The organism is Micromonospora sp. A3M-1-15, from assembly GCF_024213425.1.
Classification (GTDB): domain Bacteria; phylum Actinomycetota; class Actinomycetes; order Mycobacteriales; family Micromonosporaceae; genus Micromonospora; species Micromonospora chersina.
Genome location: NZ_JANAVK010000003.1, coordinates 34,642 through 59,252, shown reverse-complemented (window position 1 = coordinate 59,252; position 24,611 = coordinate 34,642). Strand labels below are relative to the sequence as shown.

The window sequence follows — 24,611 nt, the reverse complement described above, 5'->3', positions numbered from 1 at the left end:
ACCAGCAGGGCAGGGGAGAACACATTGACCTCCGTCACCATCGTCACCGGTGGGGGGCGCGGCATCGGCGCGGCCACCACCCGCCGGCTCGCCGCCGCCGGCCACGACGTCGTCATCGGCTACCGCAGCGACCACGCCGCCGCCGAGGCCGTCCTCGCCGACGTGCGCGCCGCCGGCCGCCGCGGTGTCGCCGTCCCCGCCGACACCGGCGACCCCGACCAGGTCCAGCGGCTCTTCGACGCGGCCGCCGAGCTGGGCCCGCTGACCGGCCTGGTCAACAACGCCGGCGTCACCAGCCCGATCGGGCCCTTCGCCGACCTTCGCGTCGAGGACCTGCGCCAGGTCGTCGACGTCAACCTCGTCGGCTACGTCCTGTGCGCCCAGCAGGCCGCCCGCCGGATGTCCCGCGGCGGCGCCATCGTCAACGTCTCCTCGGCGGCCGCCACCCTCGGCAGCCCCGGCGAGTACATCCACTACGCGGCCGTGAAGGCCGCCACCGACACCCTCACCGTCGGCCTCGCCAAGGAACTCGCCCCGCGGGGCATCCGGGTCAACGCCGTCGCCCCCGGCATCATCCGCACCGACATCCACGCCCTGTCCGGCGCGCCCGACCGCCCGGACACCGCGGCCGGCCGCATCCCGCTGGGCCGCGCCGGCGAACCCGACGAGGTCGCCGGCGCCATCGCGTTCCTCCTCGGGCCCGACGCCTCGTACACCACCGGGGCCGTCCTGCGCATCGCCGGCGGCCTCTGACCCGGCGGCGGCCCGGGGATCCCGTCCCCGGGCCGCACTCCTTCAGTGGGTGAACAGCTTCGCCGCCGTGATCAGCGTCTGCACCACCCCGTAGCCCAGCAGCGCCGACACCACCACCCACGACACCACGAGGCGGACCCGCTGCCCGCCACCGACCCGCTCGTTCACGACCCGCTCCTCTCCGCCGTCACCGGCTGCGCATCCTCGACACCGTCCCGGCCCGACGCCGGCTCGTGGAACCGCTCCGGCACCGGCCGGATCAGCAGGTTCGCCACGAAGCCGACCGCCAGCACCCCGACCATCGTGAACAGCGCCGGCCGGTACGCCGCCGCCGTCAACGTGCCGGGCTTGCCCTGCGCGTCCAGGAACGCGTTCACGATCAGGGGACCGGCCACCCCGGCCGCCGACCACGCCGTCAACAACCGGCCGTGGATCGCGCCCACCTCGAACGTGCCGAACAGGTCCCGCAGGTACGCCGGCACCGTGGCGAACCCGCCGCCGTAGAACGACAGGATCACGCACGCCAGCAGCACGAACAGCGCCGTCGCGGTCTGCCCGAACAGGGCCAGCAGCACGTACAGCACCATCCCGACACCCAGGTACAGCAGGTAGATGGGCTTGCGGCCGATCACGTCGGACGTCGACGACCACACGAACCGGCCCGCCATGTTGAACAGCGACAACAGCCCCACGAACCCGCCGGCCGCCGCCACCGACACCGCGGAGGTGCCGTTGTCCCGGAAGAAGTCCTGGATCATCGGGCTGGCCTGCTCCAGGATCCCGATGCCCGCCGTCACGTTGCAGAACAGCACCACCCACAGCAGCCAGAACGAGCGGGTCTTCACCGCGTTGGCCGCCGACACGTTCGCCGTGGTCACCAGCGGCTTCGCCGCCACCCGCGCCGGGTCGAAGCCCGCCGGCCGCCAGTCGGCCGCCGGCACCCGCACGTTGAACACCCCGAACATCATGATCACGAAATAGCCGACGCCCAACGTCAGGAACAGCCACACCAGCGCGCCGCCCGACGCCGTCGAGCCCGCGTTCGCCGGGTCGTACCCGGAGTCGTAGAACGACAGCAGCTGCCGGGACAGGGGAGAGGCCACCATCGCCCCGCCACCGAAGCCCATGATCGCCAACCCGGTCGCCAGGCCCGGCCGGTCCGGGAACCACTTGATCAACGTGGAGACGGGGGAGATGTACCCGATCCCCAGCCCGATCCCGCCCAGCACCCCGTACCCCAGGTACAGCAGCCACAGCTGCTTCGTGGCGATGCCCAGCGCGCCGACGAGGAAACCGGCCGCCCAGAAGCACGCCGAGACGAACATCGCCTTCCGCGGCCCGTTCGCCTCCACCCACGTGCCCGCCACCGCGGCCGACAACCCCAGCATCACGATGGCGATGCTGAAGATCACCCCGATCGCCGTCTGCCCGGTGTCGAAGTGCGCGATCAGGGAGTTCTTGTACACGCTTGTCGCGTAGACCTGCCCGATGCAGAGATGGATGGCCAGCGCCGCCGGCGGGATCAGCCAACGGCTGTAGCCCGGCGGCGCGACGGTGTGCCGACGATCGAGTGCGGAAAGCATGCCTGCTTCCTCTCCGGAGAATGCGGAAAACCCACCCGTTCATGCCCCCGCCGCACGCTGCGCCGAAACCCGCCCCGCGCCGGACGGTCGAAACCCTGAGCTGAGCGGTCGGCGCAGCTCATGGCCCCGCACCCGACGTCGCCGCGCCGTCACCGCCCGTGGTGGCGGATCATGGGCGCATGCCGCTGCTCACCACCCCGGCCCTGCGCCCCGGCGCCCTCGCCCGCCACCCCCAACCCGACCTCGACGCCGGCGACCTGCGCCTGCGCCCCTGGCGACCGGAGGACCGGCCCGCCGTTCTCGCCGCGTACGCCGACCCCGCCATCCGCCGCTGGCACTGCCGCGCCATGACCGACGACGAGGCCCGCGACCGGATCACCTCCTGGCCGCTCCGCTGGCGGCAGGAGACCGGCGCCGGCTGGGCCGTCACCGACGGCGCCGGCGTCCTCGGGCAGATCAGCCTGCGCGCCCTCGACCTGCCCGAGGCCCAGGCCGAGGTGTCGTACTGGGTGCTGCCCGCCGCCCGCGGCCGGCGCGTCGCCGCCCGCGCCCTGACCGCCCTCACCGCCTTCGGCTTCGACCGGCTCGGCCTGCACCGCGTCTGGCTGCGCCACTCCACCGCCAACCCGGCCTCCTGCCATGTGGCCGAACGGGCCGGCCTCACCGCCGAGGGCACCCAGCGCGGCGCCGCCCGGCACACCGACGGCTGGCACGACATGCACCTGCACGCCCGCCTGCGCACCGACACCTGACCAGGGCCGCGCCGGCGGATGCGACGATGGCCCGGTGAAGATCCTGTCCATCCAGTCCTCGGTCGCCTACGGCCACGTCGGCAACTCCGCCGCCGTGTTCCCGCTGCAACGGCTCCGGCACGAGGTCTGGCCGGTACTGACCGTGCACTTCTCCAACCACACCGGCTACGGCGCCTGGCGCGGCCCGCTGCTGCCCCCGGCCGACGTCGCCGAGGTGATCGCCGGGATCGAGGACCGCGGCGTGCTCGGCACCGCCGACGCCGTGCTCTCCGGCTACCAGGGCGACCCGGCCATGGGCGCGGTCATCCTCGACGCGGTCGCCCGGGTGAAGGCCGCCAACCCGGACGCGGTGTACTGCTGCGACCCGGTGATGGGCGACGTCGGCCGCGGCATGTTCGTGCGGCCCGGCATCCCCGAGTACCTGCGCGACACCGTCGTGCCGCGCGCGGACATCGTCACCCCGAACCAGTTCGAGCTGGAGTTCCTGGCCGGCCGCCGCACCGACACCCTGGACGACCTGCTCGCCGCCGTGGACGTCGTCCGGGACACCGGCCCCCGGCACGTGCTGGTCACCAGCGTCCTGCACGGCGACGTGCCGGCCGGGTCGCTGGAGGTCGTCGCCGTCTCCGACGCCGGCGCCTGGGCGGTCACCACGCCGCTGCTGCCGATCAGCCCGAACGGCGGCGGCGACGTCACCGCCGCGCTCTACCTGGCCCACCTCGCCACGACCGGGTCGCCCGAGACGGCCCTGGAGCGCACCACCAACTCCATCTTCGCCGTCCTCGAGGCGACCCTCGCCGCGGGCACCCGGGAGCTGCAGATCGTCGCCGCCCAGGACGCCATCGCCGACCCGCCCACCCGCTTCGGCGCCCGCCGGCTGCGCTGAGGACGACCTCCACCCCGCCGGCCGCGAACTTCACCGGACCACCGCCTGCCCACCGACGACTCGCCTAGGCTCGACAGCGACGCAGTCCGGTTCCGCCGCTGCCACGCACCGGCCGGAACGGGCGCCCGGCCCGGCCCCGGCGCGGATGCGGAGGACGCCGGATGGACGAGACCACGTTCGCGGCACCGGCCTGGGCCTGGCTGGCGGTCGCCGCTGTCATCGCCGCCATGCTCGCGGTGGACATGTTCTCCCACCGCGACCACCACGTCGTCGAACTCCGCGAGGCGCTGCTCTGGAGCGCGACGTGGATCACCACGGGGGTCGTCTTCGGCCTGGTGATCTGGCTGTGGCGCGGCAGCGGGCCCGGGGTGGCGTACTTCTCCGGCTATCTGCTGGAAAAGGCGCTGTCCGTCGACAACGTCTTCGTCTTCGCACTGCTGTTCAAATACTTCCGGGTACCCGCCGAATACCAGCACAAGGTGCTCTTCTGGGGAGTGCTCGGGGCACTCGGCTTCCGGCTGGTCTTCATCTTCGCCGGCGCGCAACTGCTGGACCGGCTGACCTGGGCCGGGCTCGTGCTCGGCGCGTTCCTGATCTGGACCGGCTGGCGCCTCGCGGTCCGTGGCGAGCCGGACGTCGAACCCGACCGCAACATCGCCGTCCGGATCTTCCGCCGGCTGGTGCCGACCGACCCCAGCTACCACGACGGCCGCTTCACCATCCGGGTCGACGGCCGCCGCGCCGGCACGGTGCTGCTGGTCGCGCTGGTGGCGATCGAGGCCACCGACGTCGTTTTCGCGATCGACTCGGTCGCGGCGATCCTGGCCGTCACCACCAACACGTTCCTGGTCTGGACGGCGAACGCCTTCGCCGTGCTCGGGCTGCGCAGCCTGTACTTCTGCCTGGCTGGTCTGCTGAGGCACTTCGGCCGCCTGCGCTACGGCCTGGCCGTGCTGCTCGCGTTCGCCGGGGTGAAGTTGATCCTGGCCGAGACCCCGGTGGGCAAGCTGCCGGTCTGGCTCACCCTCGCCGTGGTGGTGCTGACCCTGGCCGTCGCCATCACCTGGAGCGCGGTGGCCGCGCGCCGGAACGCCCCAACGCGGTGACCGACCGCCGCCGAGCCGGGGCGACACCGTCGCGGTGCGGCGGTGCTGGGCAACCCCGGCGGCGACATGGCACGATCGGGCAGGTGACCAGCAGTACCGCCGCCGCGCAGCACCTGCGCGACCTCGCCCGGCTGCGCCGCGTCCGGGACCGGATCGACCGGGAGTACACGCAGCCGCTGGACGTCGAGGCGCTCGCCCGCGGGGTGAACATGTCGGCCGGGCACCTCAGCCGCCAGTTCCGGCTCGCCTACGGCGAATCCCCGTACTCCTACCTGATGACCCGCCGCATCGAACGCGCCATGGCCCTGCTGCGCCGCGGCGACCTCAGCGTCACCGACGTCTGTTTCGCGGTCGGCTGCTCGTCGCTGGGCACCTTCAGCACCCGCTTCACCGAGCTCGTCGGTGTGCCGCCCAGCACCTACCGGGCCCAGGCGGCCGGCGGCGGCGCCGAGCTGCCGGCGTGCCTCGCGAAGCAGGTCACCAGGCCGGTCAGAAATCGAGAAGCGAAGGCCACGGGGCCGCAACTAGCGTGACCGCCATGGCCGTCACCCACCACCACGCCTCCCTGCCGCACACCGACGGAGACACGATGAGGACGGACACCCCGTCGCCCGCGCCGCACGCCGCCGACACCCACGACATGATCCGCGTGCAGGGCGCCCGCGAGAACAACCTCAAGGACGTCAGCATCGAGATCCCGAAGCGCCGCCTGACGGTGTTCACCGGCGTCTCCGGCTCCGGCAAGAGCTCCCTGGTCTTCGGCACCATCGCCGCGGAGTCGCAGCGCCTGATCAACGAGACCTACAGCACCTTCGTGCAGGGCTTCATGCCGACGCTGGCACGCCCCGAGGTCGACGTGCTCGACGGGCTGACCACCGCGATCATCGTCGACCAGGAGCGGATGGGCGGCAACCCCCGCTCCACCGTCGGCACCGCCACCGACGCCAACGCGATGCTGCGCATCCTCTTCAGCCGCCTCGGTCAGCCGCACATCGGCTCGGCCCAGGCCTTCTCCTTCAACGTCGCCTCGATCAGTGGGGCCGGCGCGGTCACCATCGAACGCGGCGGCCAGACCACGAAGGAACGGCGCAGCTTCACCATCACCGGCGGCATGTGCCCGCGCTGCGAGGGCATCGGCTCGGTGACCGACTTCGACCTGTCGGCCCTGTACGACGACAGCAAGTCGCTCAACGAGGGCGCCCTGACCATTCCCGGCTACAGCGTCGACGGCTGGTACGGCCGCATCTTCAGCGGCTGCGGCTTCTTCGACCCGGACAAGCCGATCCGGAAGTTCACGAAGAAGGAACTGCACGACCTTCTCTACAAGGAGCCGACCAAGATCAAGGTCGAGGGCATCAACCTGACGTACGAGGGCCTCATCCCCAAGATCCAGAAGTCGTTCCTGGCCAAGGACGTCGACGCCATGCAGCCCCACATCCGGGCCTTCGTGGAACGCGCCGTCACCTTCACCACCTGCCCCGACTGCGACGGCACCCGACTCAACGACACCGCCCGCTCCTCGAAGATCGCCGGCATCAGCATCGCCGACGCCTGCGCCATGCAGATCAGCGACCTCGCCGACTGGGTACGAGCCCTCGACGAACCCTCCGTCGCGCCACTGCTCACCGCCCTGGGCGCCACCCTCGACTCGTTCGTCAAGATCGGCCTGGGCTACCTCTCCCTCAACCGGCCCTCCGGCACGCTGTCCGGCGGGGAGGCACAGCGCACCAAGATGATCCGCCACCTCGGCTCCTCGCTCACCGACGTGACCTACGTCTTCGACGAGCCCACCATCGGGCTGCACCCCCACGACATCCAGCGGATGAACGAACTGCTGCTGCAACTGCGCAACAAGGGCAACACCGTGCTCGTCGTGGAACACAAGCCCGAGACCATCGCCATCGCCGACCACGTCGTCGACCTCGGCCCCGGCGCCGGCACCGCCGGCGGCGAAGTCGTCTTCGAGGGCACCGTCGAGGGCCTGCGGGCCAGCGGCACCCGCACCGGCCGCCACCTCGACGACCGGGCCCACCTCAAGCCGTCGGTCCGCACCCCCTCCGGCCGGCTGGAGGTACGCGGCGCCGACACCCACAACCTCCAGAACGTCGACGTCGACATCCCGCTCGGAGTGCTCACCGTCGTCACCGGCGTGGCCGGCTCCGGCAAGAGCTCACTGATCCACGGCTCGGTGTCCGGACGCGACGGTGTGGTGACCGTCGACCAGGGCGCCATCCGCGGCTCCCGCCGCAGCAACCCCGCGACGTACACCGGACTGCTCGACCCCATCCGCAAGGCCTTCGCCAAGGTCAACGGCGTGAAGCCCGCCCTGTTCAGCGCAAACTCCGAGGGCGCCTGCCCCGCCTGCAACGGCGCCGGCGTCATCTACACCGACCTGGCCATGATGGCCGGCGTCGCCACCACCTGCGAGGAATGCGAAGGCAAGCGGTTCCAGGCCTCGGTCCTGGAATACCACCTCGGCGGCCGCGACATCAGCGAGGTGCTCGCCATGTCCGTCAACGAGGCCGAGGAGTTCTTCGGCGACGGCGAGGCGCGCACCCCGGCCGCCCACAAGATCCTCGACCGGCTCGCCGACGTCGGGCTCGGCTACCTCACCCTCGGCCAGCCCCTCACCACGCTGTCCGGCGGCGAACGGCAGCGGCTCAAGCTGGCCACCCAGATGGCCACCACCGGCGGCGTCTACGTCCTCGACGAGCCGACCACCGGCCTGCACCTCGCCGACGTCGAGCACCTCCTCGCCCTGCTCGACCGGCTCGTCGACTCCGGCAAGTCGGTCATCGTCATCGAACACCACCAGGCGGTCATGGCCCACGCCGACTGGATCATCGACCTCGGCCCCGGCGCCGGCCACGACGGCGGCCGGATCGTCTTCGAGGGCACCCCCGCCGACCTCGTCGCCGCCCGCCCCACCCTCACCGGCGAACACCTCGCCGCCTACGTCGGCGACTGACCGGGTGTCCTCCTGAGGCGGGCGAGCGCCACCGAGCGCCCGGCCCGGACCGTTTCGGTCCGGGCCGGGTCCGCCCACCGGTCAGCCCAACGCGGCAGCGAACATGCCCGGCTCGTAGGAGCCGCCCCGCTGGTGCACGATCACGGCCATCCGGTTCGCCGCGTTGATCAGCGCGACCAGGGCGACCAACGCCGCGATCTGGTCGTCGTCGTAGTGCTTGCGGACCGCCGCCCAGGTCTCGTCCGACACCCCCTCGTGGGCGTCGGCGAGGCGGGTGCCCTCCTCGGCGAGCGCCAGCGCCGCCTGCTCGGCCTCGCTGAAAACGGTCGACTCCCGCCAGGCGGCGACCAGGTGGAGCCGCACCGCCGTCTCGCCGGCCGCCGCGGCCTCCTTCGTGTGCATGTCGATGCACCAGCCGCACCCGTTGATCTGGCTGGCGCGCAGCGACACCAGCTCCTGCGTGGACCTCGGCAGCGACGACTGGTGGATGACCAGGCCGGCGTTGGCGAACCGCTTGGCGAACTTGACGGCGACCTCGTTGGCGAACATGTCGAATCGAGCATCCATGGCTCGTCCCTCCTGATGGTGTCGCACCGGACGACCACGAGATGCCGCCGACCCCGAGCCCCGTGACACAACGACCACGTGACGACCGCCACAGCCATCCGTACGCCCGTCGGTGTCACACGACGGCCCGCAGCGGCATCTGATGGACGACACCGTCGAGAACCGAACAGGAGCCACCCATGGCCGGCACGGCGCAGACCCCACGCGACGACCGCCCGGACCCCGCCACCGAGGCGTTCCTCGCCCACCGCAACCTGCTGTTCACCGTCGCCTACGAGATGCTCGGCTCGGCCGCCGACGCCGAGGACGTCCTCCAGGAGACCTGGCTGCGCTGGGTACGCGTCGACCTCGCCACGGTGCGGGAACAACGGGCGTACCTGGTCCGCATCACCACCCGCCAGGCCCTCGCCCGGCTGCGCACCCTCGGCCGCCGCAAGGAGTCCTACGTCGGCCCCTGGCTGCCCGAGCCGCTGCTGACCGCACCCGACGTGGCCGAGGACGTCGAGCTGGCCGACAGCGTCTCGATGGCGATGCTGCTCGTGCTGGAGACCCTCACACCGACCGAGCGGGCCGTGTTCGTCCTGCGCGAGGTGTTCGACCTGCCCTACGACGAGATCGCCGAGGCCGTCGACAAGAACGAGGCCGCCGTCCGCCAGATCGCCCACCGGGCCCGCGGCCACGTCGCGGCACGCCGGCCCCGCGGGGTCACGTCCGCCGCCGAGACCCGCGACGCCCTGGAGGCGTTCCGGAAGGCGACGGAAACCGGCGACCTGCAGGGCCTGCTCGACATCCTCGCACCGGACGTCGTGTTCCTGGGCGACGGCGGGGGAGTCCGGCAGGCCGTCCCGCGCCCCGTCGTGGGGGCCGACAAGGTGGGCCGCCTGCTGGCCGCCGGCCTGGGCCGGATCGCCGCCCTCATGTCGCTGCGTCCGGCCGAGGTCAACGGCTACCCGGCGCTGATCCTCCAGCAGGGCGACGAGGTCGACACCGTCCTGGCGGTGCGCATCGACGACGGACTCGTCACCGGCCTCTACGCCGTGCGCAACCCGCAGAAGCTGTCGCACATGGAGCGGGAGATAAGTCTGAGCCGCTGAGTCATCAGCCATAGTGTCGGATGCGTCAAGATCCCAACGCGGGGGAGAGGTACGGGGAACGATGCCCAGTCAGCGTGATGCGGACGAAGCCACGATCCGCCAGCAGATCAACAAGATCATCGAAGGGCTCCGGGACAAGGATCTCGACAGCCTGAGACAGCGCTACACCACGAACGTGGTGTCCTTCGACGTCGAGCCACCACTGCAGCACGTCGGGGTGGACGCGAAACTCAGCAACTGGGCGAACGTGTTCGCGGTCTTCGAGACGGTGGCGTACGAGGTCCGCGACCTGACCCTCACCGTGGGCGAGGACGTGGCGTTCGGACACGCGTTCGGCCGGCTCAGCGGCACCCTGAAGGACGGCACGGCCACGAACGGCATGTGGGTGCGGATCACCTACGGCTTCGAGAAGACCAACGACACGTGGCTGATCGCGCACGACCAGGTTTCCGTGCCGCTGGACGTCCGGACCGGCAAGGGAATGGTCGACCTCCAGCCCTGACCGGTCGCCGTACTCGTAACGTCGATAATGCACATTATGTCAAGTAAGCAGGTTCCGGCCCTCCCCGGCCTCAGTCCACGACGGGGTCGGTGAGGACCGCCGCCAGGCTCCGCCACTGCTCCCCGTCCCGGTCGTCGGCCGCCAGCTTGATGAGGGCCTTCCACAGCGCCCAGCCGCGGGCGCGCCGCCAGGCATCGTCGGGCAGGCCGGCCGACTCCCGGAACAGCCGACGCTCCGGACCGGCGAACCACGTCCATGCCGCCACCAGGTCGCAGGCGGGATCTCCGACGCCGCAGGTGCCGAAGTCGATGACCGCCGACAGCCGCCCCTGCGCCACGAGCAGGTTGCCGGCGGCCACGTCGCCGTGGAACCAGACCGGCGCCGCCGGCCAGGCCGAGGTGAGCGCCTCCGCCCACACGTCCCGGCAGGCGGCCGTGTCCACCCGTCCGCCCAGCACGTCGAGGGCCTGCTCGACCTCGTCGCCGTAGGCGCTCGGGTGGCAGCCCCGGAAGCAGGAATGCCGCCCGGCCACCGGACCTGCGGCGGTGGGCGCCCGCCGCAGCGCGGTCAGGAACGCGCCGAGGTCGCGCGCCACGGCCGGCCGGTCGACCTCCGTGGCGGCCGCGAGGGTGTCGCCCGGCAGCCAGCGTCGCACCGACCAGGGGTACGGGTAGCCGGCGCCGGGCGCTCCGGTGGCCACCGGTTCGGGTACGGGCAGCGGCAGGTGGCGGGCCAGCGCGGGCAGGCAGCGGTCCTCCTTGGCGACGCCGGGCACGTAGCCCTCGGCGCTGGGCAGCCGCACCACGAGGTGCTCACCGAGGCGGAAGGTCCGGTTGTCCCACCCCTGTCGGGCCACGGCGGCGACCGGCAGGTACGCCCACCGCGGGAACTGTTCGGCGACGAGCCGGCGTACGAGTTCCTCGTCGATGTCCACCACGAACCCAGTCTGGGTGCCGCGACAAGTGGTTTCCCGGGTCGCTCCCCCACGTTGACCGCTGGCGGGAACGCGAAAATCATGCATAATATGCCTTATGCATGACAAACCGGACGAACCGGTAGGACGGTTGATCGAGGAGTTCCTGACCGCCCGGGCCACCCGCAAGCCCTCCCCCCACACCCTGGCCGCCTACCGACGGGACCTGACCACGGTGGCTGGCCTGGTGGCGGGCGACGACGGCACCACTCCCCTCCCCCTCGACCGGCTTCCCGTCTCCGCCCTGTCCCCCCGGGTCATGCGCGCGGCGTTCGCCCGGTTCGCCGCGCCCCGCGCCGCCGCCTCGGTCCACCGTGCCTGGTCGACGTGGAACAGCTTCTTCACGTTCCTCGTCGCCGAGGGCGTCGTACCGGGGAATCCGATGCCGGCGGTGGGGCGGCCCCGCACCCCGCTCCCCCAGCCCAAGCCGTTGCGCGGCGAGGACACCCCGGAGGAACTGCTGGCCGCGGTGGCCCGGGAGGACGGCCGGCAGCGCGACCCGTGGCCGGAGCGGGACCTGGCCGTGCTGGCGTTGGCGCTGTGCGCGGGGCTGCGCCTGTCGGAGCTGCTGGCGCTGCGGGTGGCGTCGGTGGCCGGCCGGGCCGGCGAGCGCCGGGTCGACGTGGCGGGCAAGGGTGGGCGGCCGCGGACGGTGCCGATCGAGGCGGGCGTGGACCGGGTGCTGGCGGACTACCTGGACAGCCGGCGGCGGCGGTTCGGGGCGCGCAGTGTCCGTCCGGACTCGGCGCTGCTGCTCGACCGGCGGGGTGAGCCGCTGCGGCGGGGCGGCCTGCAGTACCTGGTGGAGTCCTGTTACCGGCGGGCGGGGATCAACGACCGGGTGCCGCGGGGGGCGCGGCTGCACGCGTTGCGGCACACGTTCGCGACGCGGTTGGCCGAGGACGGGGCGAGCGCGGCGGAGATCATGCGGTTGCTGGGGCACGCGTCGTTGGCGTCGTCGCAGACGTACATCGAGGTGACGGCCGGCCAGCAGCGCGCGGCGGTGGCGTCGAACCGCACGAACCGGGCCCTGAACCATCTATTGGGCGAGCGGGTCAGTTAAGGCATGCGCCGACGTGCGGGCTTCGCGCGAGTGACGGAAGTCAGTCTCGGCCGAATTCGTCGAACAGCTGTGCCGACACGTGGGCGAGGTGATGGGAGGTGCCCCAGGCCCGCCAACTGGTGGCATTACCGGGTCCACCGATGCCGGCCGCCCGGAGCGCGATCTGGCTGTCGCCCCAGGAGTGCTGGCGTCCATCCGGCGGCCAGTGGTCCGCTGCGGTCAGAGCCTTGCACAGGTCGTACATGGAAGCGTTGCCGCCGCCTTCCCTGGCCCAGCGGTAGGCCCACCACACTTCGCTGTCGGTGTAGCGGAGGCTGGGCTTCGGAGCCCACCCTCCGTGCACCATCCTCGGATGGGCGATGCCGTAATCGCCGTAAGCGACGCCGAGGTCCCGGACCCGTCTCCACAACTCCAGATCCCATCGTCGGACAGGTGTCGCGACATGAGTCGGTAGGTGGGAGAGGGTCTCTGGCATGGCACCAGCGACGACGGTGATCGACTTCCAGCGGTATTGCCGAGCCCAGGAGATGCACTTGCGGACGATGGGCTCGACGCGGGTCACGTCTCGTTCGGACCGAAGTTCGAAGAAGTCCAGGATGAGTACAGAGTCCTCGACGCGAACTCCGGTCTCTGCCAGCACTCGGCTCAACTTCGCTTCGGCCTCCTCCTCGTCCGGGTCGGAGCGGTCATCGCCGAGAAGGACAACGGCATGCCCGCCATGAAGCGCTGCTGCTGCTCCGACGTCGGCGAGCTGTTCGGCGGTGTCGTCCAGGTGCGCGACCGGCAGTGTGGGGATGCCCCAGTCGTGGAGGTCGCTCGCGATGTCGCGGATGGGGCGCCGAATGCCGTCTCGTGGTTCGGGAAGGTGGCGGGCGTCGACGGCGATGGTCATGTTTGGCGGAATCGCCTCCTGGGCCTTCTGGATGAAGGCGTAAGCGTCCTGGGTCGGTCCGCGCCCACTGCTTGACGGAACCTCGAACACGGGCACGATGAGTGGAACCAGTGCCGCTTCCAGCTGGCTGATGGCCTTCATTTCGCCGTCGCGGCCCTTGAGGATCGGGAAATAGACCATCACAGCGCACCGCCCCCGCCAGCCCGTCGATAAAGCAGTAGCCGCTATCGATGCTGCACTCTTCGTGCTCTCTTGACGACAGCCTGTGTGCGGCGCTGATACGGCGAGAATCGGCAACCGCCGACGCCGGTAGCAGGATGGGGCGATGCGGGTGGGTGTGGCGCGGGCGGTGGCGGTCGAGTGGGTGCGCGCGGAGATGCGCCGGGACCCGTCGATCGGGGGTGCGTTCTTCAGCGGGTCGACGGTGGGTCTGCCGGACGAGGCGGTGCTGCCGCCGTGGTCGGACGTGGACGTGCTGCTGGTGCGGGACGGTCCGGCGGCGAAGGTGGGCAAGTTCGTCCACCGTGGGGTGCTGTTGGAGGTCTCGGCGCTGACCTGGGCGGAGCTGGGGTCGCCGGAGGACGTGTTGGGGTCGTGGGTGTTCGCGCCGATGTTCCGGACGGGCGCGGTGATCGCGGATCCGTCGGGTCGGCTGTCGGGTATCGGCGGGCGGGTGGCGGCGGGGTTCGCGGATCCGGTGTGGGTGCGGCGGCGGTGTGCCGGGGTGCGGCGGCGGATCGAGGACGGGTTGGCGCGGCTGGACGAGCGGGCGTCGCTGGCGGAGCAGGTGCTGGGGTGGGTGTTCCCGACGTCGGTGCTGGCGGTGTGGCCGGCGGTGGCGGGGTTGCGGGATCCGACGGTGCGGCGGCGGTACGTGCGGGCGCGGGAGGTGCTGACCGCGTACGGGTTCGGTGACCGGTATCCGGAGCTGCTGGCGTCGCTGGACGGTGGCGGGGTGGGGCCGGATCGGGTGCGGGAGCACCTGGCGGGGTTGGCGGTGACGTTCGACGAGGCGGCGCGGATGGCGCGTACCCCGTTTCCGTTCGTGGCGGACCTGTCGGCGGCGGGGCGGCCGGTGGTGCTGGACGGGAGCGCGGAGCTGGTGGCGGCGGGCGCGCACCGGGAGGCGATGTTCTGGGTCGTGGTGACGTACGCGCGGTGTCACGCGGTGCTGGCGGTGGACGCGCCGGCACGGGAGCGGGTGTTGCGGCCGGCGTTCGAGGCGGCGGTGGCGGATCTTCAGGTGGCGGCGGTGGCGGACCGGCGGCGGCGGGCCGCGGAGCTGCTGGGGTCGTTGCCGCGGTGGCAGGCGGTGGCGGATGCGGTCGCGGAGCGCGCTGTGGCAGGCTGAGGGGTGAACGCGACTGGCGGCACGGAGGATGGGCAACCATCGGGGAGCTCGTCGCGGGGGTCGACCGCCTGGGCCTCCGCGGGCGGGGTGCGGCATGTCTTCTTCGGGTACGACGACGGCGCGGTTGCTGCCGGGTGCGCCGGTGGCGGAGCAGGTGTTGGCGGAGGTCGCCGAGTCGGTGGTGGCGTTGCGGGCGGCGGGGGTCACGCCGGCGTTGGCGACGGTGCTGGTGGGCGACGACGACGCGAGCGCGGGTTACATCCGGATCAAGCAGCGGCAGGCGGCGGAGCTGGGTTTCGTGTCGCCGCACGTGCATCTGTCGGCGTCGGCGTCGCAGGCGGATCTGCACGCGGTGCTGGCGGATTTCAACGCGGACAAGGCTGTGCACGGGGTGCTGGTGCAGTATCCGATTCCGGGGCACCTGGACTACGACCGGGCGCTCGCGGAGCTGGACCCGGACAAGGACGTGGACGGGATGCACCCGGTGAACATGGGCCGGTTGGCGTTGGGGTTGCCGGGTCCGCTGCCGTGTACGCCGGCGGGGATCGAGGCGTTGCTGGCGTTCCACGGGGTGCCGGTGGCGGGCCGGGAAGTGGTGATCCTGGGTCGGGGCGCCACGTTGGGCCGGCCGTTGGCGATGCTGCTGGCGCAGAAGCGGCCGACGGCGAACGCGGCGGTGACGGTGGTGCACACGGGGGTGCCGGACTGGCCGCGGTACACGCGGCGGGCGGAGATCCTGGTGGCGGCGGCCGGGGTGCCGGGGATCATCCAGCCGGAGCATGTGCGTCCGGGTGGTGTGGTGGTCGGCGGCGGGGTGCGGTACGAGGGGCGGCGGTTGCTGCCGGACGTGGACGAGTCGTGTGCCGAGGTGGCGGGGGCGATCACGCCGCGGGTCGGCGGGGTGGGTCCGACGACGGTGGCGATGCTGTTCCGCAACGCGGTGCGCGCGGCGCAGCGGGCGTCCGGGCTGGGCTGAGGCGCTCCGGCGGTCAGCCGAGGTCGACCAGGAGCGGCCGGTGGTCGGAGATGGTGGACAGCGGGGTGTCGACGGCGGTGACCGGGGGCAGCCGGTCCAGGCCGCGCCGGTCGGCGAGGATGTGGTCGAGTTGCACGCGGGGTTGCCCGGCCGGGTAGGTGGGGCGGCGGCCGAGCGGTCGCCAGCGGGACAGCAGCGCGGCGGGTCCGGCGGGCAGGTTGAGGTCGCCGAGGAGGATCCGGGGCGCGGGCAGCGTGCGCAGGGCGCGGACGACGCGGCGCAGTTGCAGGATGTTCCAGCCGGGCACGAAGGAAAGGTGGGTGGCGGCGACGGTGAGCGGCCCGTGCGGGGTGTCCAGGACGGCGGCGAGCACGACGCGGGGTTCGTCGCGGAGCAGGACGAGCCCGCCGCCGGGGCCGGGGACGTAGATGGGTGACCGGACGGGGGCGGGCCGCAGCCGGGTGACCTGCCAGGAGCGGACGGGGTGACGGCTGACCAGGCCGATGCCGTAGAGGGGTTCGCCGTGGCCGTCGTCGTCGTGGGTGAGGGGGCGGAACTGTTCGCCGGGGGTGCCCACGACGGCGGCGGCGAAGCGGTGTTCGGGGGCGTCGAGGGCGCGGGCGGCGATGGCGGTGAGGTCGAGGTTGCCGCTGCGGGACTGGTCGCGGTCGACCTCCTGCAGGGCGAGGACGTCGGCGTCGAGGGCGGTGACGGCGGCGGCGAGCCGGTCGGGGTCGACGAGCCCGTCGGTGAGGGACCGCCCGTGCAGCAGGTTGAAGGTGGCCAGGCGCACCTGCACACCCTACGTCCGCGTGGCAGGCTTGCCGGGTGCTGAGGGCGTTGCTGTGTTCGATGCTGGTGTTCGTGGCGGTGGCGTCGGTGGGGTTGTGGTTGCGGCGGCGCCGGGGGCGCTGAGCTGCGGTGACGCTGGCCACAGGCGGTCTCGCCGGGGTGGTGGGGCTGGGCAGAATGCGGCCCGTGGATCCTCTGTCGCTGACGACCCTGTTGAGCGCGGCCGCCCTGGCGGGCTGGGTGGACGCCGTGGTGGGCGGCGGGGGCCTGTTGCTGTTGCCGGCGTTGCTGCTGGGTGCGCCGGGGGTGCCGGTGGCGACGGCGTTGGGCACGAACAAGCTGGCGGCGATCTTCGGTACGTCGACGGCGGCGGTGACGTACGCGCGGCGTACGAAGTTGGACTGGGCGGTGGCGGGTCCGGCGGCGGGGCTGGCGGTGTTGACGGCCGGGTTGGGCGCGGCGCTTGCGGGGGCGGTGCCGGGGGGTGCGTACCGGCCGGTGGTGCTGGTGGTGCTGGTGTCGGTGGCGGTGTTCGTGCTGGCCCGGCCGCGGTTGGGTGTGGTGTCGCATCCGGAGCGGCGTACGCCGACGCGGGTGGTGGTGGCCGTGGCGGTGGCGGGGCTGGGCATCGCCCTGTACGACGGGTTGATCGGCCCGGGTACAGGCACGTTCCTGGTGTTGGCGTTCACTGCGCTGCTGGGGTCGGATTTCGTGCACGCCTCGGCGATGGCGAAGGTGGTCAACGCGGGCACGAACCTGGGGGCGCTTGTGGTGTTCGCGGCGACCGGGCACGTGTGGTGGCTGTTGGGCGCGGCCATGGCGGTGTGCAACGTGGCGGGGGCGGCGGTGGGCGCGCGGATGGCGTTGCGGCGCGGTGCGGGTTTCGTGCGGGTGGTGCTGCTGGTGGTGGTGCTGGCGTTGGTGGGCAAGCTGGGTTACGACCAGTGGATGGCGGCGTGAGGCGTTGACCGCCGGCGTGTGATCATCGGCGGGTGGCTGTCCGCGCCGAACACGACCGCGCCGTCCTCGCCGAGTTGCTGGGCCGGGATCCGGTGCTGCACGCGTACCAGCTGGGTGACCTGGACGACTTCTTCTGGCCGTACACCTCCTGGTTCCGTCGGGGCGAGGAGGTGGTGCTGCTCTACCACGGTGTCGAGCTGCCCACGCTGTTGGCGTTCGCGCCGCCGGAGCGCGCCGGGGACCTGGCGGCGCTGCTGACGGAGGCGGCGCCGGTGTTGCCGGCCCGGCTGTGGGCGCACCTCTCCCCCGGCCTGGAGGCCACGGTGGCCCGCTGGTACGCGGTGTCCGACGCCGCCGTGCATCACCGGATGGCGTTGACCGATCCGGCGCGGCTGGCGGCGGTGTCCCCGGCCGGGGAGCCGCTGGGCCGCGCCGACCTGCCGGAGCTGCTGGAGTTGTACGCGGCCGCGTACCCGGGGAACTGGTTCGACCCGCGGATGCTGGACACCGGCCGGTACGTGGGGGTGCGGGAGGCCGGCCGGCTGGTCGCGGTGGCCGGGGTGCACGTGTGGTCGCCGACGTGGCGGGTGGCCGCCCTGGGCAACGTGACCACCCACCCGGACGTGCGGGGGCGGGGTCTGGCCGGGGCGGCCGTGGCGGCGCTGTGCGCCGGGATGCGGGGCGTCGTGGACCACGTGACGCTCAACGTGAAGGCCGACAACGTCCCCGCGGTGCGCCTGTACGAGCGGCTGGGGTTCACCCGGGTGGCCGACTTCACCGAGTGCGCGCTGCATCGCCTTCCGTGACCGGCTGACCGGTCAGTCTGTCGTGTCCAGCCGCCACGCCGGGTCAACAACCCGACCCTGACCTGGGCTTGTGTCTGACCGGCGCCGGGCGGCCCAGCCCCTAGCGTCTGCCTTCGAGGCCGTGCCCGGGGCGGGCGCGGCGGAGCTGAAGGAGACACGATGGGTTTCACAGCAGTGCCCTCCGGGCGAAGAACGGCGGTGACCGTGGCCGCCGCCGTGACCGCGGTGCTGACCGCGGTGGCCACGCCCGCCTGGGCGGCGCCCGGCGTCGACCCGGCCACCGTGGACCGGTCCGCGGACCCCGGCGCCACCATTCCGATCAGCAAGGTCGTCTCGACGCCGCCGATCCCGCCGAACCCGGACGTGGTGCTGCTGGTCGACACGACCGGCAGCATGGGCGCGGCGATCGCGAACGTCCGCACCAACCTGCAACAGGTGATCAACAACGTGCGCGGGGCGCAGCCCAGCGCACAGTTCGCGGTGGCCTCCTACCGCGACGAGGGTGACGGCGCGGAGCTGTTCCGGGTCCGGCAGAACCTGACCGGCGACGCCACCGCGCTGCAGAACGCGGTCGACGGGCTGGCCGCGGGGGGCGGCGGCGACGTCCCGGAGGCGTGGGTGAACGGGCTGTTCCAGGTCTCCGACGGGGGCATCGCCTACCGCTCGGGCAGCAGCCGGATCGTGGTGCTGGTCGGTGACGCGCCCAGCCACGACCCGAGCGCCGGGCACACCCTGGCGCAGGCCACCGCCGCGCTGCAGGCCGACGACGCCCGCGTGCTCGCGGTCGACGTCACCGGCGGGGGCGGCGGCCTCGACGCGCTCGGCCAGGCCACCACCGTGGCCGCCGCCACCGGTGGGCAGGTGGTGGGCAGCGCCCCGGACACCGTCACCGCGGCGATCCTGTCCGGGCTGCGGGACCTCGACGTGACCGTCACCCCGCAGGTGGTCTGCGACCCGGGCCTGTCGGTGAGCTTCGACGCGCCGTCGAAGACCCAGCAGAGCGGCACCGACGTGCCGTTCGCCGAGACCATCACGGTCGCCGGCGACGCCCCGCAGGGCGCCACCCTGCACTGCACGGTGGACTTCCTGCTCAACGGCCTCTCCGGTGGGCCGGCGTTCGTCGAGCACATTTCGGTGACGGTCAACGACGTGACCCCGCCGACGGTGGTCGTGGACGACCGGACCGTGGAGGCCACCAGCCCCGCCGGCGCGGTGATCAACTACCCGGCGAGCGCCACCGACAACGTCGACGGTCCGCTCACCCCGACCTGCGCGCCGCCGCCGGGCAGCACCTTCCCGCTGGGCGCCACCACGGTCACCTGCACCGCCACCGACGCCGCCGGCAACACCGGCAGCGACACCGCGGTGATGCGGGTGGTCGACACCACCGCGCCGGACACGCTGTGCGTGCCGACCAACAACCCCAGCGGCGACAACACCCCCGGCTCGTACAACCCGGACGGCTTCTACCAGCTGACCTCGACCGACATCGTCGACACGGCGGTCCAGGTGTACATCTCCGACGCCGCCGACCCGTCGGTGCGGTTCGGCCCGTTCCCGGCCGGCACGAAGATCAAGCTGGTGCAGGCGCCGGGCGCGCAGTCCCGCGTGAAGGACGGCACCGGCGACATCGACTACAAGGTGACGCTGCGCGGCGACGCGATCATCACCGGCGTGGACGACTCCGGTAACACCTCGACCGCGACCTGCCTGGTGGCTCCGCCGCCGAAGTGACCCGTCGCGACCGACCGTGCGGGGGTGGCCGTCGCGCCACCCCCGCACCGCGGGAGTCAGCGGCCCCGGCTGGGCGAGTCGAACCGGCCGGCGCGGATCTCCCGCAGCGCCCGGCGGCGGGTGTCACCGCGCAGCGTGTCCACGTACAGGCGGCCGTGCAGGTGGTCGGTCTCGTGCTGCAACGCGCGGGCCAGGAACCCGCTGCCGGTGATGGTCAGCGGCTGGCCGTGCTGGTCGACGCCGTGCGCCGTGGCGTGCATGGCCCGCGGCGTCGGGAAGTAGAGCCCGGGGATGGACAGGCAGCCCTCGTCGTCGTCCTGGCGCTCCTCGGACAGCTCCAGCGTCGGGTTGATGAGGTGGCCGCGGTGCCCGTCGGCGTCGTAGACGAACACCTGCGCGTTCACCCCGATCTGCGGGGCCGCCACCCCGGCGCGGCCGGGCGCGCCGAGCAGCGTGTCCATGAGGTCCTGCACGAGCGCGCGCAGCTCGGCGTCGAAACTGGTCACCGGCTCGCACGGGGTGCGCAGCACGGGGTCGCCGATGATCCGGATCGGGCGCATAGTCATGCCCGGAAGGCTAACCGCCCGTTACGCCGGTCGGTGCCGCACCCGCCGGTCGCGGACCAGGACCTCGATGCCGTCGAGGAGGCGGGCCAGCCCGAACTCGAAGGCGCGGGCCGGGTCCCCGGCGGCCTGGTACTCCTGGCCGGCGGTGGTGCCCACCCGGGCGGCGAGCGGGAACCGGCCCGGGTCGAGGACCTTCTCCAGGTACGGGGCGTGCGCGTGCCACCACTGCTGCTCGGTCATCCCGGTGTCCCGGCTGGCCTGGGCCGTCTCGACGGCGGGGCGGGCCGCGCCGTGCACGTAGCCGGTGACGAGGGTGACCACGGCGTCCATCTCCAGGTCGGTCAGGCCGATCCCGTCGACGGCGCGCAGCTCGTACTCGTACTTGGCGATCACGTTCGGGCCCAGCGGCGGCCGGGTGGTGGCGACCTGCAACAGCCACGGGTGGCGCAGGTAGAGGGCGAAGTTCTCCCGGGCGATCTGCGCCAGCCGGGCCCGCCAGCCGCCCGGCACCTCGTCGGGGCGGGCGGTCTCGCCGTAGACGGTGTCGAGCATGACGTCGAGCAGTTCGCCCTTGCCGGGCACGTGGGTGTAGAGGGTCATGGTGCCCACCCCGAGCCGCTCGGCGACCCGGCGCATGGACAGCGCGGCCAACCCTTCGGCGTCGGCGACCTCGATGGCCGCCCGCACGATCCGCTCCACGGACAGGTCGCCGCCCTTGCGGCTGACCTTCTCCCGGGTACGCCAGAGCAGGGCGAGGCTGCGCGCCGGGTCCCCGGTGCCGCTGTACTCGGTGGTCACCCGCCGACTGTACCGACCCCCCTTGTCGTATGGTGTACGGTACGCCGTACCGGAACGATGATCGGAGGGGCCATGGGACGGGACGGACCGGCGATCGAGGCGCACGGCCTGCGCAAGCGCTACGGCGACCTGGTCGCCCTCGACGGGGTCGACCTGGTCGTGCCGCCCGGCACGGTGTGCGCCGTGCTCGGGGTGAACGGGGCCGGCAAGAGCACCCTGGTGCGCATCCTGACCACCCTGCTGCGCGCCGACGCCGGGGTGGCCCGGGTCGCCGGGTTCGACGTACGCCGGCAGGCCGACCGGGCCCGCGCGCACCTGGGCCTGGTCGGCCAGCACGCGGCGGTCGACGAGATCCTCGGCGGCCGGCAGAATCTGGTGCTCTTCGGCCGGCTGCACCACCTCTCCCCGGCCCGGGCGGCGGCCCGCGCCGACGAGCTGCTCGACCGCTTCGACCTGAGCGCGGCCGCCGACCGGCCGGTGGCCACCTGGTCCGGCGGGATGCGCCGGCGGCTGGACCTGGCCGCCGCGCTGATCGTCGACCCGCCGGTGCTGTTCCTCGACGAACCCACCACCGGCCTGGATCCGCGCGCCCGCAGCGACGTCTGGGACGCCGTCCGCGGCCTGGTCGACGCCGGCGCCACCGTGCTGCTGACCACCCAGTACCTGGAGGAGGCCGACCGGCTGGCCGACACCGTGCGGGTGCTCGACCACGGCCGGGTCAGCGCGGCCGGCACCCCGGAGGAACTGAAGTCCACCCTCGGCGGCGACCGCGTCGACGTGGTGCTGCACCACCCCGACGACCTGGCCCCGGCCGCGGCCGCGATCACCGCCGCCACCGGTGTCGCGCCCACCGTCGACCGCACCGCGCTGCGGCTCAGCGTCCCGGTCACCGACCGGGTCGCCGCCCTGGCCGCGGTGCTGCGCGCCGTTGACGCCGCCGGCCTGCGCGCCGGCGACGTGGCGGTCCGCCGCCCCACCCTCGACGAGGTGTTCCTGCACCTCACCGACTCCCGCACGGAGGTGCCGGCGTGACCGTCCTGCCGCTGTCCCGGGCCCGCTGGGTTGTCGCCGACACCGCCACCCTGACCGGCCGCACCCTCGCCCACTGGGCGCGCCGCCCCGGCGAGGTGCTGGTGGGGCTGCTCTTCCCCGTCCTGCTGCTGCTGATGTTCGGCTACCTCTTCGGCGGCGCCATGGCCGTCCCCGACGGCGCCGGCTACCGGGAGTTCCTGCTGCCCGGCATGGTGGCCATGACCATGCTCTTCGGTGTGGAGACCACCTACACGGCGGTGGCCCTGGACACCGCGCGCGGGGTGACCGACCGGTTCCGGTCGTTGCCGATGAGCCGCGCCGCGGTGGTCACCGGCCGGGCCCTGGCCGACCTGCTGCACTCCGCGGCGGCCCTCGCGGTGGTGCTCGGCTGCGGCGTCCTGGTCGGCTGGCAGCCGCACCGCGGCCCGCTGCGCGCCCTGGCCGCCGTGGCGCTGCTGCTGCTCCTGCGCTTCGCGATGATCTGGCTCGGGGTCTACCTGGCGCTGCTGCTGCGCCGCCCCGAGACCGTGGCCGCGCTGCAGATCCTCGTGTGGCCGCTGGGCTTCGCCTCCAACGCGTTCGTCGCCCCGGCCACCATGCCGGACTGGCTCGCCGCCGTCGCCGCCTGGAATCCGCTGTCGGCCACCGTCGCCGCCGGCCGGGAGCTGTTCGGCAACCCCGGCTGGGGCGCCGAGTCCTGGCCCGCCGAGCACGCCGTGGCCCTGGCGGTGGCCTGGCCACTGCTGCTGGTCGCCGTGTTCCTGCCGCTGTCCGTGCGCCGCTGGCAGCGCCTCGGGCGCTGAAACCCGGCCGCGCCCGGCCGAATCCCCACGGGCCGGGCGCGGCTCGGGCGCCGGCGGCGCGCGCGGCTCAGCGGCGGCGGGAGGCGACCCGAGCCGGAGCCGGCCAGGCCGGGCCGGGCGATGGATCGGCGGCAGAAGCGGTCAGGCCGGCCGGGTGGGCGCCAGGCCGGTGTCGGCGATCCGGTCGCGCAGCGGGCGGCGGCGCAGCGCGGCGAGCACCGCGTACAGCTCGTCGGCCAGGGGTACGGGCAGCTCGGCGTCGAGCCGGCGCATGGCCGTCGTGGTGGCCGCCCACTCGGCCTCGATCACCGGCAGGAGGGCGCGCGCCCCATCGGTGAGGGTGACGATGCGCTGCCGGGCGTCCGCGCCGGGGGCGAGGTCGACGAGTCCGGCACGGGCCATCTGGGCGACGGTCTGGCTGGCCGCGGAGTGGGTGACGCCGACGCGGGCGGCCAGGTCTCGGATCGCGAGGGGCCCGTCGGCGACGAGGACCCGCACCAGCGGTGAGTAGCGGGGCCGGTAGTCCGCCAGGTCGAGGTCGGCGTAGACGGCGGCCACGTCGCCGTCGAGCACCTCCAGGACGTGGCGCAGAAGGGTGCCGAGGGCCTCGCGGTCGGGGGTGGCGGTCACGTCCGCTAATGTAACAGCGCTGTTGTATCCGGGCCGTGGGAGGGCACCCGATGTATCCACCGATCGAGCCGTACGCGCAGGGCCAGCTCGACGTCGGCGACGGCCAGCGGATCCACTGGGAGACCTGCGGCAACCCCGACGGCCGGCCCGCCCTCGTGGTGCACGGCGGCCCCGGCTCCGGCGCCGGCGCCTCCTGGCGGCAGCTGTTCGACCCGGCCGCCTACCGGATCATCCTGTTCGACCAGCGCGGCTGCGGCCGCAGCACCCCGCCCGCCAGCGACCCGGCCACCGACCTGTCGGTCAACACGACCGCCCACCTGCTGGCCGACATGGAACGGCTGCGCGCGCACCTGGGCGTCGACCGTTGGCTGCTCTGCGGCGCGTCCTGGGGCTCGTCGCTGTCCCTCGCGTACGCCCAGCGCCACCCGGAGCGGGTCACGGCGCTGGTGCTGTTCAGCGTGGTCGCCAACACCCGCCGGGAGATCGACTGGGTCACCCGGGACATGGGCCGGATCTTCCCGCAGGAATGGGCGCGGTTCCGCGACGGCGTGCCCGCGGCCGAGCGCGACGGTGACCTGTCCGCCGCGTACGCCCGGCTGGTCAACGACCCGGACCCGCAGGTGCGCGACCGGGCCGCCCGGGACTGGTGCGCCTGGGAGGACGTGCACGTCTCCCTGGCCGGCGGCTTCAAGCCCAGCCTCCGCTACGCCGACCCGGTGTTCCGGGCCGGCTTCACCCGGCTGGTCACCCACTACTTCAGCAACCTGGGATTCCTGCCCGACGGGCAGCTGCTGCGCGAGGCCGGCAAGCTCGCCGGCATCCCGGGCGTGCTGGTGCAGGGCCGCCTGGACGTCAGCGGCCCGCCGGACATCGCCTGGCAGCTCACCCAGGCGTGGCCCGACGCCCGCCTGGAGATCGTCGAGTCCGGCGGCCACGGCAGCGGCCACGGCGTAGGCGAGCGGGTGGTCGCCGCCCTGGACGACTTCGCCCGCGCCTGAGCCCACGCCACCCACCGCGAACCGGC

At 73.1% G+C, this 24,611-nt stretch carries 26 protein-coding genes; 17 read left to right on the top strand and 9 right to left on the bottom strand.

All coding sequences use genetic code 11. The features are described 5' to 3' along the window. Window positions 1-24: 24 nt before the first annotated feature. Window positions 25-753: an SDR family NAD(P)-dependent oxidoreductase gene (locus tag NLX85_RS15485; protein WP_254335661.1), complete on the top strand. Its 729-nt coding sequence runs from the start codon at window positions 25-27 to the stop codon at window positions 751-753. A 42-nt stretch (window positions 754-795) separates the two neighbouring features. Here NLX85_RS15485 and NLX85_RS33000 read toward each other — a convergent pair whose 3' ends face one another. Then, entirely contained in the window at window positions 796-921 is a 126-nt protein-coding gene (locus NLX85_RS33000; protein ID WP_255509868.1) for a hypothetical protein, read from the bottom strand. Then, entirely contained in the window at window positions 918-2,336 is a 1,419-nt protein-coding gene (locus NLX85_RS15480; RefSeq protein WP_254335660.1) for an OFA family MFS transporter, read from the bottom strand. The genes NLX85_RS33000 and NLX85_RS15480 overlap by 4 nt, the downstream gene beginning before the upstream one ends. A 179-nt stretch (window positions 2,337-2,515) precedes the next feature. Between NLX85_RS15480 and NLX85_RS15475 the strand changes: the two genes are divergently transcribed. The 5 genes from NLX85_RS15475 to NLX85_RS15455 all read left to right on the top strand — a co-directional run bounded on the left by NLX85_RS15475 (window position 2,516) and on the right by NLX85_RS15455 (window position 8,048). Continuing rightward, on the top strand, window positions 2,516-3,088 hold the full coding sequence (locus NLX85_RS15475) for a GNAT family N-acetyltransferase (protein ID WP_254335659.1): 573 nt from the start codon (window positions 2,516-2,518) through the stop codon (window positions 3,086-3,088). Between the two features lie 34 nt (window positions 3,089-3,122). After that, a complete protein-coding gene (gene pdxY, locus NLX85_RS15470) occupies window positions 3,123-3,974 on the top strand; it encodes a pyridoxal kinase PdxY (RefSeq protein WP_148425757.1) in 852 nt (283 codons plus the stop codon). Between the two features lie 161 nt (window positions 3,975-4,135). Then, window positions 4,136-5,080, top strand: coding sequence for a TerC family protein (locus tag NLX85_RS15465; protein ID WP_254335658.1), 945 nt, complete (start codon window positions 4,136-4,138; stop codon window positions 5,078-5,080). 83 nt (window positions 5,081-5,163) lie between these two features. Beyond that, a complete protein-coding gene (locus NLX85_RS15460) occupies window positions 5,164-5,613 on the top strand; it encodes a helix-turn-helix transcriptional regulator (RefSeq protein ID WP_254335657.1) in 450 nt (149 codons plus the stop codon). 56 nt (window positions 5,614-5,669) lie between these two features. After that, window positions 5,670-8,048, top strand: a complete 2,379-nt coding sequence (locus tag NLX85_RS15455; RefSeq protein WP_254337450.1) for an excinuclease ABC subunit UvrA — start codon at window positions 5,670-5,672, stop codon at window positions 8,046-8,048. Window positions 8,049-8,129: 81 nt separating this feature from the next. Here NLX85_RS15455 and NLX85_RS15450 read toward each other — a convergent pair whose 3' ends face one another. Continuing rightward, entirely contained in the window at window positions 8,130-8,615 is a 486-nt protein-coding gene (locus NLX85_RS15450) for a carboxymuconolactone decarboxylase family protein (protein WP_254335655.1), read from the bottom strand. Window positions 8,616-8,794: 179 nt separating this feature from the next. On the opposite strand from NLX85_RS15450, the gene NLX85_RS15445 reads away from it, so the two are divergent. Beyond that, complete coding sequence (locus NLX85_RS15445) at window positions 8,795-9,709, top strand: RNA polymerase sigma-70 factor (RefSeq protein ID WP_254335653.1); 915 nt, start codon at window positions 8,795-8,797, stop codon at window positions 9,707-9,709. Window positions 9,710-9,770: 61 nt separating this feature from the next. Next, the gene (locus tag NLX85_RS15440) at window positions 9,771-10,211 is read left to right on the top strand and encodes a nuclear transport factor 2 family protein (RefSeq protein ID WP_254335652.1); all 441 of its coding nucleotides are present in this window, start codon (window positions 9,771-9,773) and stop codon (window positions 10,209-10,211) included. 70 nt (window positions 10,212-10,281) lie between these two features. On the opposite strand, the gene NLX85_RS15435 is transcribed toward NLX85_RS15440, so the two are convergent. Continuing rightward, entirely contained in the window at window positions 10,282-11,148 is an 867-nt protein-coding gene (locus NLX85_RS15435) for a phosphotransferase (RefSeq protein ID WP_254335648.1), read from the bottom strand. Between the two features lie 94 nt (window positions 11,149-11,242). Here NLX85_RS15435 and NLX85_RS15430 point away from each other — a divergent pair, with 94 nt between their 5' ends. Then, on the top strand, window positions 11,243-12,247 hold the full coding sequence (locus tag NLX85_RS15430; RefSeq protein WP_254335647.1) for a tyrosine-type recombinase/integrase: 1,005 nt from the start codon (window positions 11,243-11,245) through the stop codon (window positions 12,245-12,247). Window positions 12,248-12,287: 40 nt separating this feature from the next. On the opposite strand, the gene NLX85_RS15425 is transcribed toward NLX85_RS15430, so the two are convergent. After that, window positions 12,288-13,319, bottom strand: coding sequence for a beta family protein (locus tag NLX85_RS15425; protein ID WP_254335646.1), 1,032 nt, complete (start codon window positions 13,317-13,319; stop codon window positions 12,288-12,290). 145 nt (window positions 13,320-13,464) lie between these two features. Between NLX85_RS15425 and NLX85_RS15420 the strand changes: the two genes are divergently transcribed. Next, window positions 13,465-14,490, top strand: a complete 1,026-nt coding sequence (locus tag NLX85_RS15420) for a hypothetical protein (protein ID WP_254335645.1) — start codon at window positions 13,465-13,467, stop codon at window positions 14,488-14,490. A gap of 94 nt (window positions 14,491-14,584) precedes the next feature. After that, complete coding sequence (locus tag NLX85_RS15415; RefSeq protein WP_189196128.1) at window positions 14,585-15,466, top strand: bifunctional 5,10-methylenetetrahydrofolate dehydrogenase/5,10-methenyltetrahydrofolate cyclohydrolase; 882 nt, start codon at window positions 14,585-14,587, stop codon at window positions 15,464-15,466. A 13-nt stretch (window positions 15,467-15,479) separates the two neighbouring features. Here the strand turns inward: NLX85_RS15415 and NLX85_RS15410 are convergent, their stop codons facing one another. Next, window positions 15,480-16,259 carry an endonuclease/exonuclease/phosphatase family protein gene (locus NLX85_RS15410; protein WP_091321476.1) on the bottom strand — a complete coding sequence of 260 codons (780 nt, stop codon included), beginning with the start codon at window positions 16,257-16,259 and terminating at the stop codon, window positions 15,480-15,482. 185 nt (window positions 16,260-16,444) lie between these two features. On the opposite strand from NLX85_RS15410, the gene NLX85_RS15405 reads away from it, so the two are divergent. The 3 genes from NLX85_RS15405 (at window position 16,445) to NLX85_RS15395 (ending at window position 19,758) form a co-directional block, all read left to right on the top strand. Beyond that, window positions 16,445-17,218: a TSUP family transporter gene (locus NLX85_RS15405; RefSeq protein WP_308210737.1), complete on the top strand. Its 774-nt coding sequence runs from the start codon at window positions 16,445-16,447 to the stop codon at window positions 17,216-17,218. Between the two features lie 32 nt (window positions 17,219-17,250). Further along, complete coding sequence (locus NLX85_RS15400; protein WP_254335644.1) at window positions 17,251-18,024, top strand: GNAT family N-acetyltransferase; 774 nt, start codon at window positions 17,251-17,253, stop codon at window positions 18,022-18,024. A 159-nt stretch (window positions 18,025-18,183) separates the two neighbouring features. After that, complete coding sequence (locus NLX85_RS15395) at window positions 18,184-19,758, top strand: VWA domain-containing protein (protein WP_254335643.1); 1,575 nt, start codon at window positions 18,184-18,186, stop codon at window positions 19,756-19,758. A gap of 56 nt (window positions 19,759-19,814) precedes the next feature. On the opposite strand, the gene def is transcribed toward NLX85_RS15395, so the two are convergent. Together def and NLX85_RS15385 are read right to left on the bottom strand one after the other, a co-directional pair. Beyond that, window positions 19,815-20,324, bottom strand: a complete 510-nt coding sequence (gene def, locus NLX85_RS15390) for a peptide deformylase (protein WP_254335641.1) — start codon at window positions 20,322-20,324, stop codon at window positions 19,815-19,817. Between the two features lie 21 nt (window positions 20,325-20,345). Beyond that, window positions 20,346-21,122: a TetR/AcrR family transcriptional regulator gene (locus tag NLX85_RS15385; RefSeq protein WP_254335639.1), complete on the bottom strand. Its 777-nt coding sequence runs from the start codon at window positions 21,120-21,122 to the stop codon at window positions 20,346-20,348. 72 nt (window positions 21,123-21,194) lie between these two features. Here NLX85_RS15385 and NLX85_RS15380 point away from each other — a divergent pair, with 72 nt between their 5' ends. Together NLX85_RS15380 and NLX85_RS15375 are read left to right on the top strand one after the other, a co-directional pair. Then, window positions 21,195-22,154, top strand: a complete 960-nt coding sequence (locus NLX85_RS15380) for an ATP-binding cassette domain-containing protein (protein WP_254335637.1) — start codon at window positions 21,195-21,197, stop codon at window positions 22,152-22,154. Then, window positions 22,151-22,957, top strand: a complete 807-nt coding sequence (locus NLX85_RS15375) for an ABC transporter permease (protein ID WP_254335635.1) — start codon at window positions 22,151-22,153, stop codon at window positions 22,955-22,957. The genes NLX85_RS15380 and NLX85_RS15375 overlap by 4 nt, the downstream gene beginning before the upstream one ends. A gap of 141 nt (window positions 22,958-23,098) precedes the next feature. Here NLX85_RS15375 and NLX85_RS15370 read toward each other — a convergent pair whose 3' ends face one another. Then, window positions 23,099-23,587, bottom strand: coding sequence for a MarR family winged helix-turn-helix transcriptional regulator (locus NLX85_RS15370; protein ID WP_254335634.1), 489 nt, complete (start codon window positions 23,585-23,587; stop codon window positions 23,099-23,101). 50 nt (window positions 23,588-23,637) lie between these two features. Between NLX85_RS15370 and pip the strand changes: the two genes are divergently transcribed. Further along, the gene (pip, locus tag NLX85_RS15365; protein ID WP_254335631.1) at window positions 23,638-24,585 is read left to right on the top strand and encodes a prolyl aminopeptidase; all 948 of its coding nucleotides are present in this window, start codon (window positions 23,638-23,640) and stop codon (window positions 24,583-24,585) included. Window positions 24,586-24,611 lie beyond the last annotated feature (26 nt).

What these genes read in the sequence shown, in the direction of transcription:
- def (WP_254335641.1), bottom strand. Translation starts at nt 20,324, where the DNA reads ATGACTATGCGCCCGATCCGGATCATCGGCGACCCCGTGCTGCGCACC.
- NLX85_RS15480 (WP_254335660.1), bottom strand. Translation starts at nt 2,336, where the DNA reads ATGCTTTCCGCACTCGATCGTCGGCACACCGTCGCGCCGCCGGGCTAC.
- NLX85_RS15455 (WP_254337450.1), top strand. Translation starts at nt 5,670, where the DNA reads ATGAGGACGGACACCCCGTCGCCCGCGCCGCACGCCGCCGACACCCAC.
- pip (WP_254335631.1), top strand. Translation starts at nt 23,638, where the DNA reads ATGTATCCACCGATCGAGCCGTACGCGCAGGGCCAGCTCGACGTCGGC.
- NLX85_RS15440 (WP_254335652.1), top strand. Translation starts at nt 9,771, where the DNA reads ATGCCCAGTCAGCGTGATGCGGACGAAGCCACGATCCGCCAGCAGATC.
- NLX85_RS15420 (WP_254335645.1), top strand. Translation starts at nt 13,465, where the DNA reads ATGCGGGTGGGTGTGGCGCGGGCGGTGGCGGTCGAGTGGGTGCGCGCG.
- NLX85_RS15415 (WP_189196128.1), top strand. Translation starts at nt 14,585, where the DNA reads ATGTCTTCTTCGGGTACGACGACGGCGCGGTTGCTGCCGGGTGCGCCG.
- NLX85_RS15465 (WP_254335658.1), top strand. Translation starts at nt 4,136, where the DNA reads ATGGACGAGACCACGTTCGCGGCACCGGCCTGGGCCTGGCTGGCGGTC.
- NLX85_RS15395 (WP_254335643.1), top strand. Translation starts at nt 18,184, where the DNA reads ATGGGTTTCACAGCAGTGCCCTCCGGGCGAAGAACGGCGGTGACCGTG.
- NLX85_RS15445 (WP_254335653.1), top strand. Translation starts at nt 8,795, where the DNA reads ATGGCCGGCACGGCGCAGACCCCACGCGACGACCGCCCGGACCCCGCC.
- NLX85_RS15475 (WP_254335659.1), top strand. Translation starts at nt 2,516, where the DNA reads ATGCCGCTGCTCACCACCCCGGCCCTGCGCCCCGGCGCCCTCGCCCGC.
- NLX85_RS15380 (WP_254335637.1), top strand. Translation starts at nt 21,195, where the DNA reads ATGGGACGGGACGGACCGGCGATCGAGGCGCACGGCCTGCGCAAGCGC.
- NLX85_RS15425 (WP_254335646.1), bottom strand. Translation starts at nt 13,319, where the DNA reads ATGGTCTATTTCCCGATCCTCAAGGGCCGCGACGGCGAAATGAAGGCC.
- NLX85_RS15430 (WP_254335647.1), top strand. Translation starts at nt 11,243, where the DNA reads ATGCATGACAAACCGGACGAACCGGTAGGACGGTTGATCGAGGAGTTC.
- NLX85_RS15450 (WP_254335655.1), bottom strand. Translation starts at nt 8,615, where the DNA reads ATGGATGCTCGATTCGACATGTTCGCCAACGAGGTCGCCGTCAAGTTC.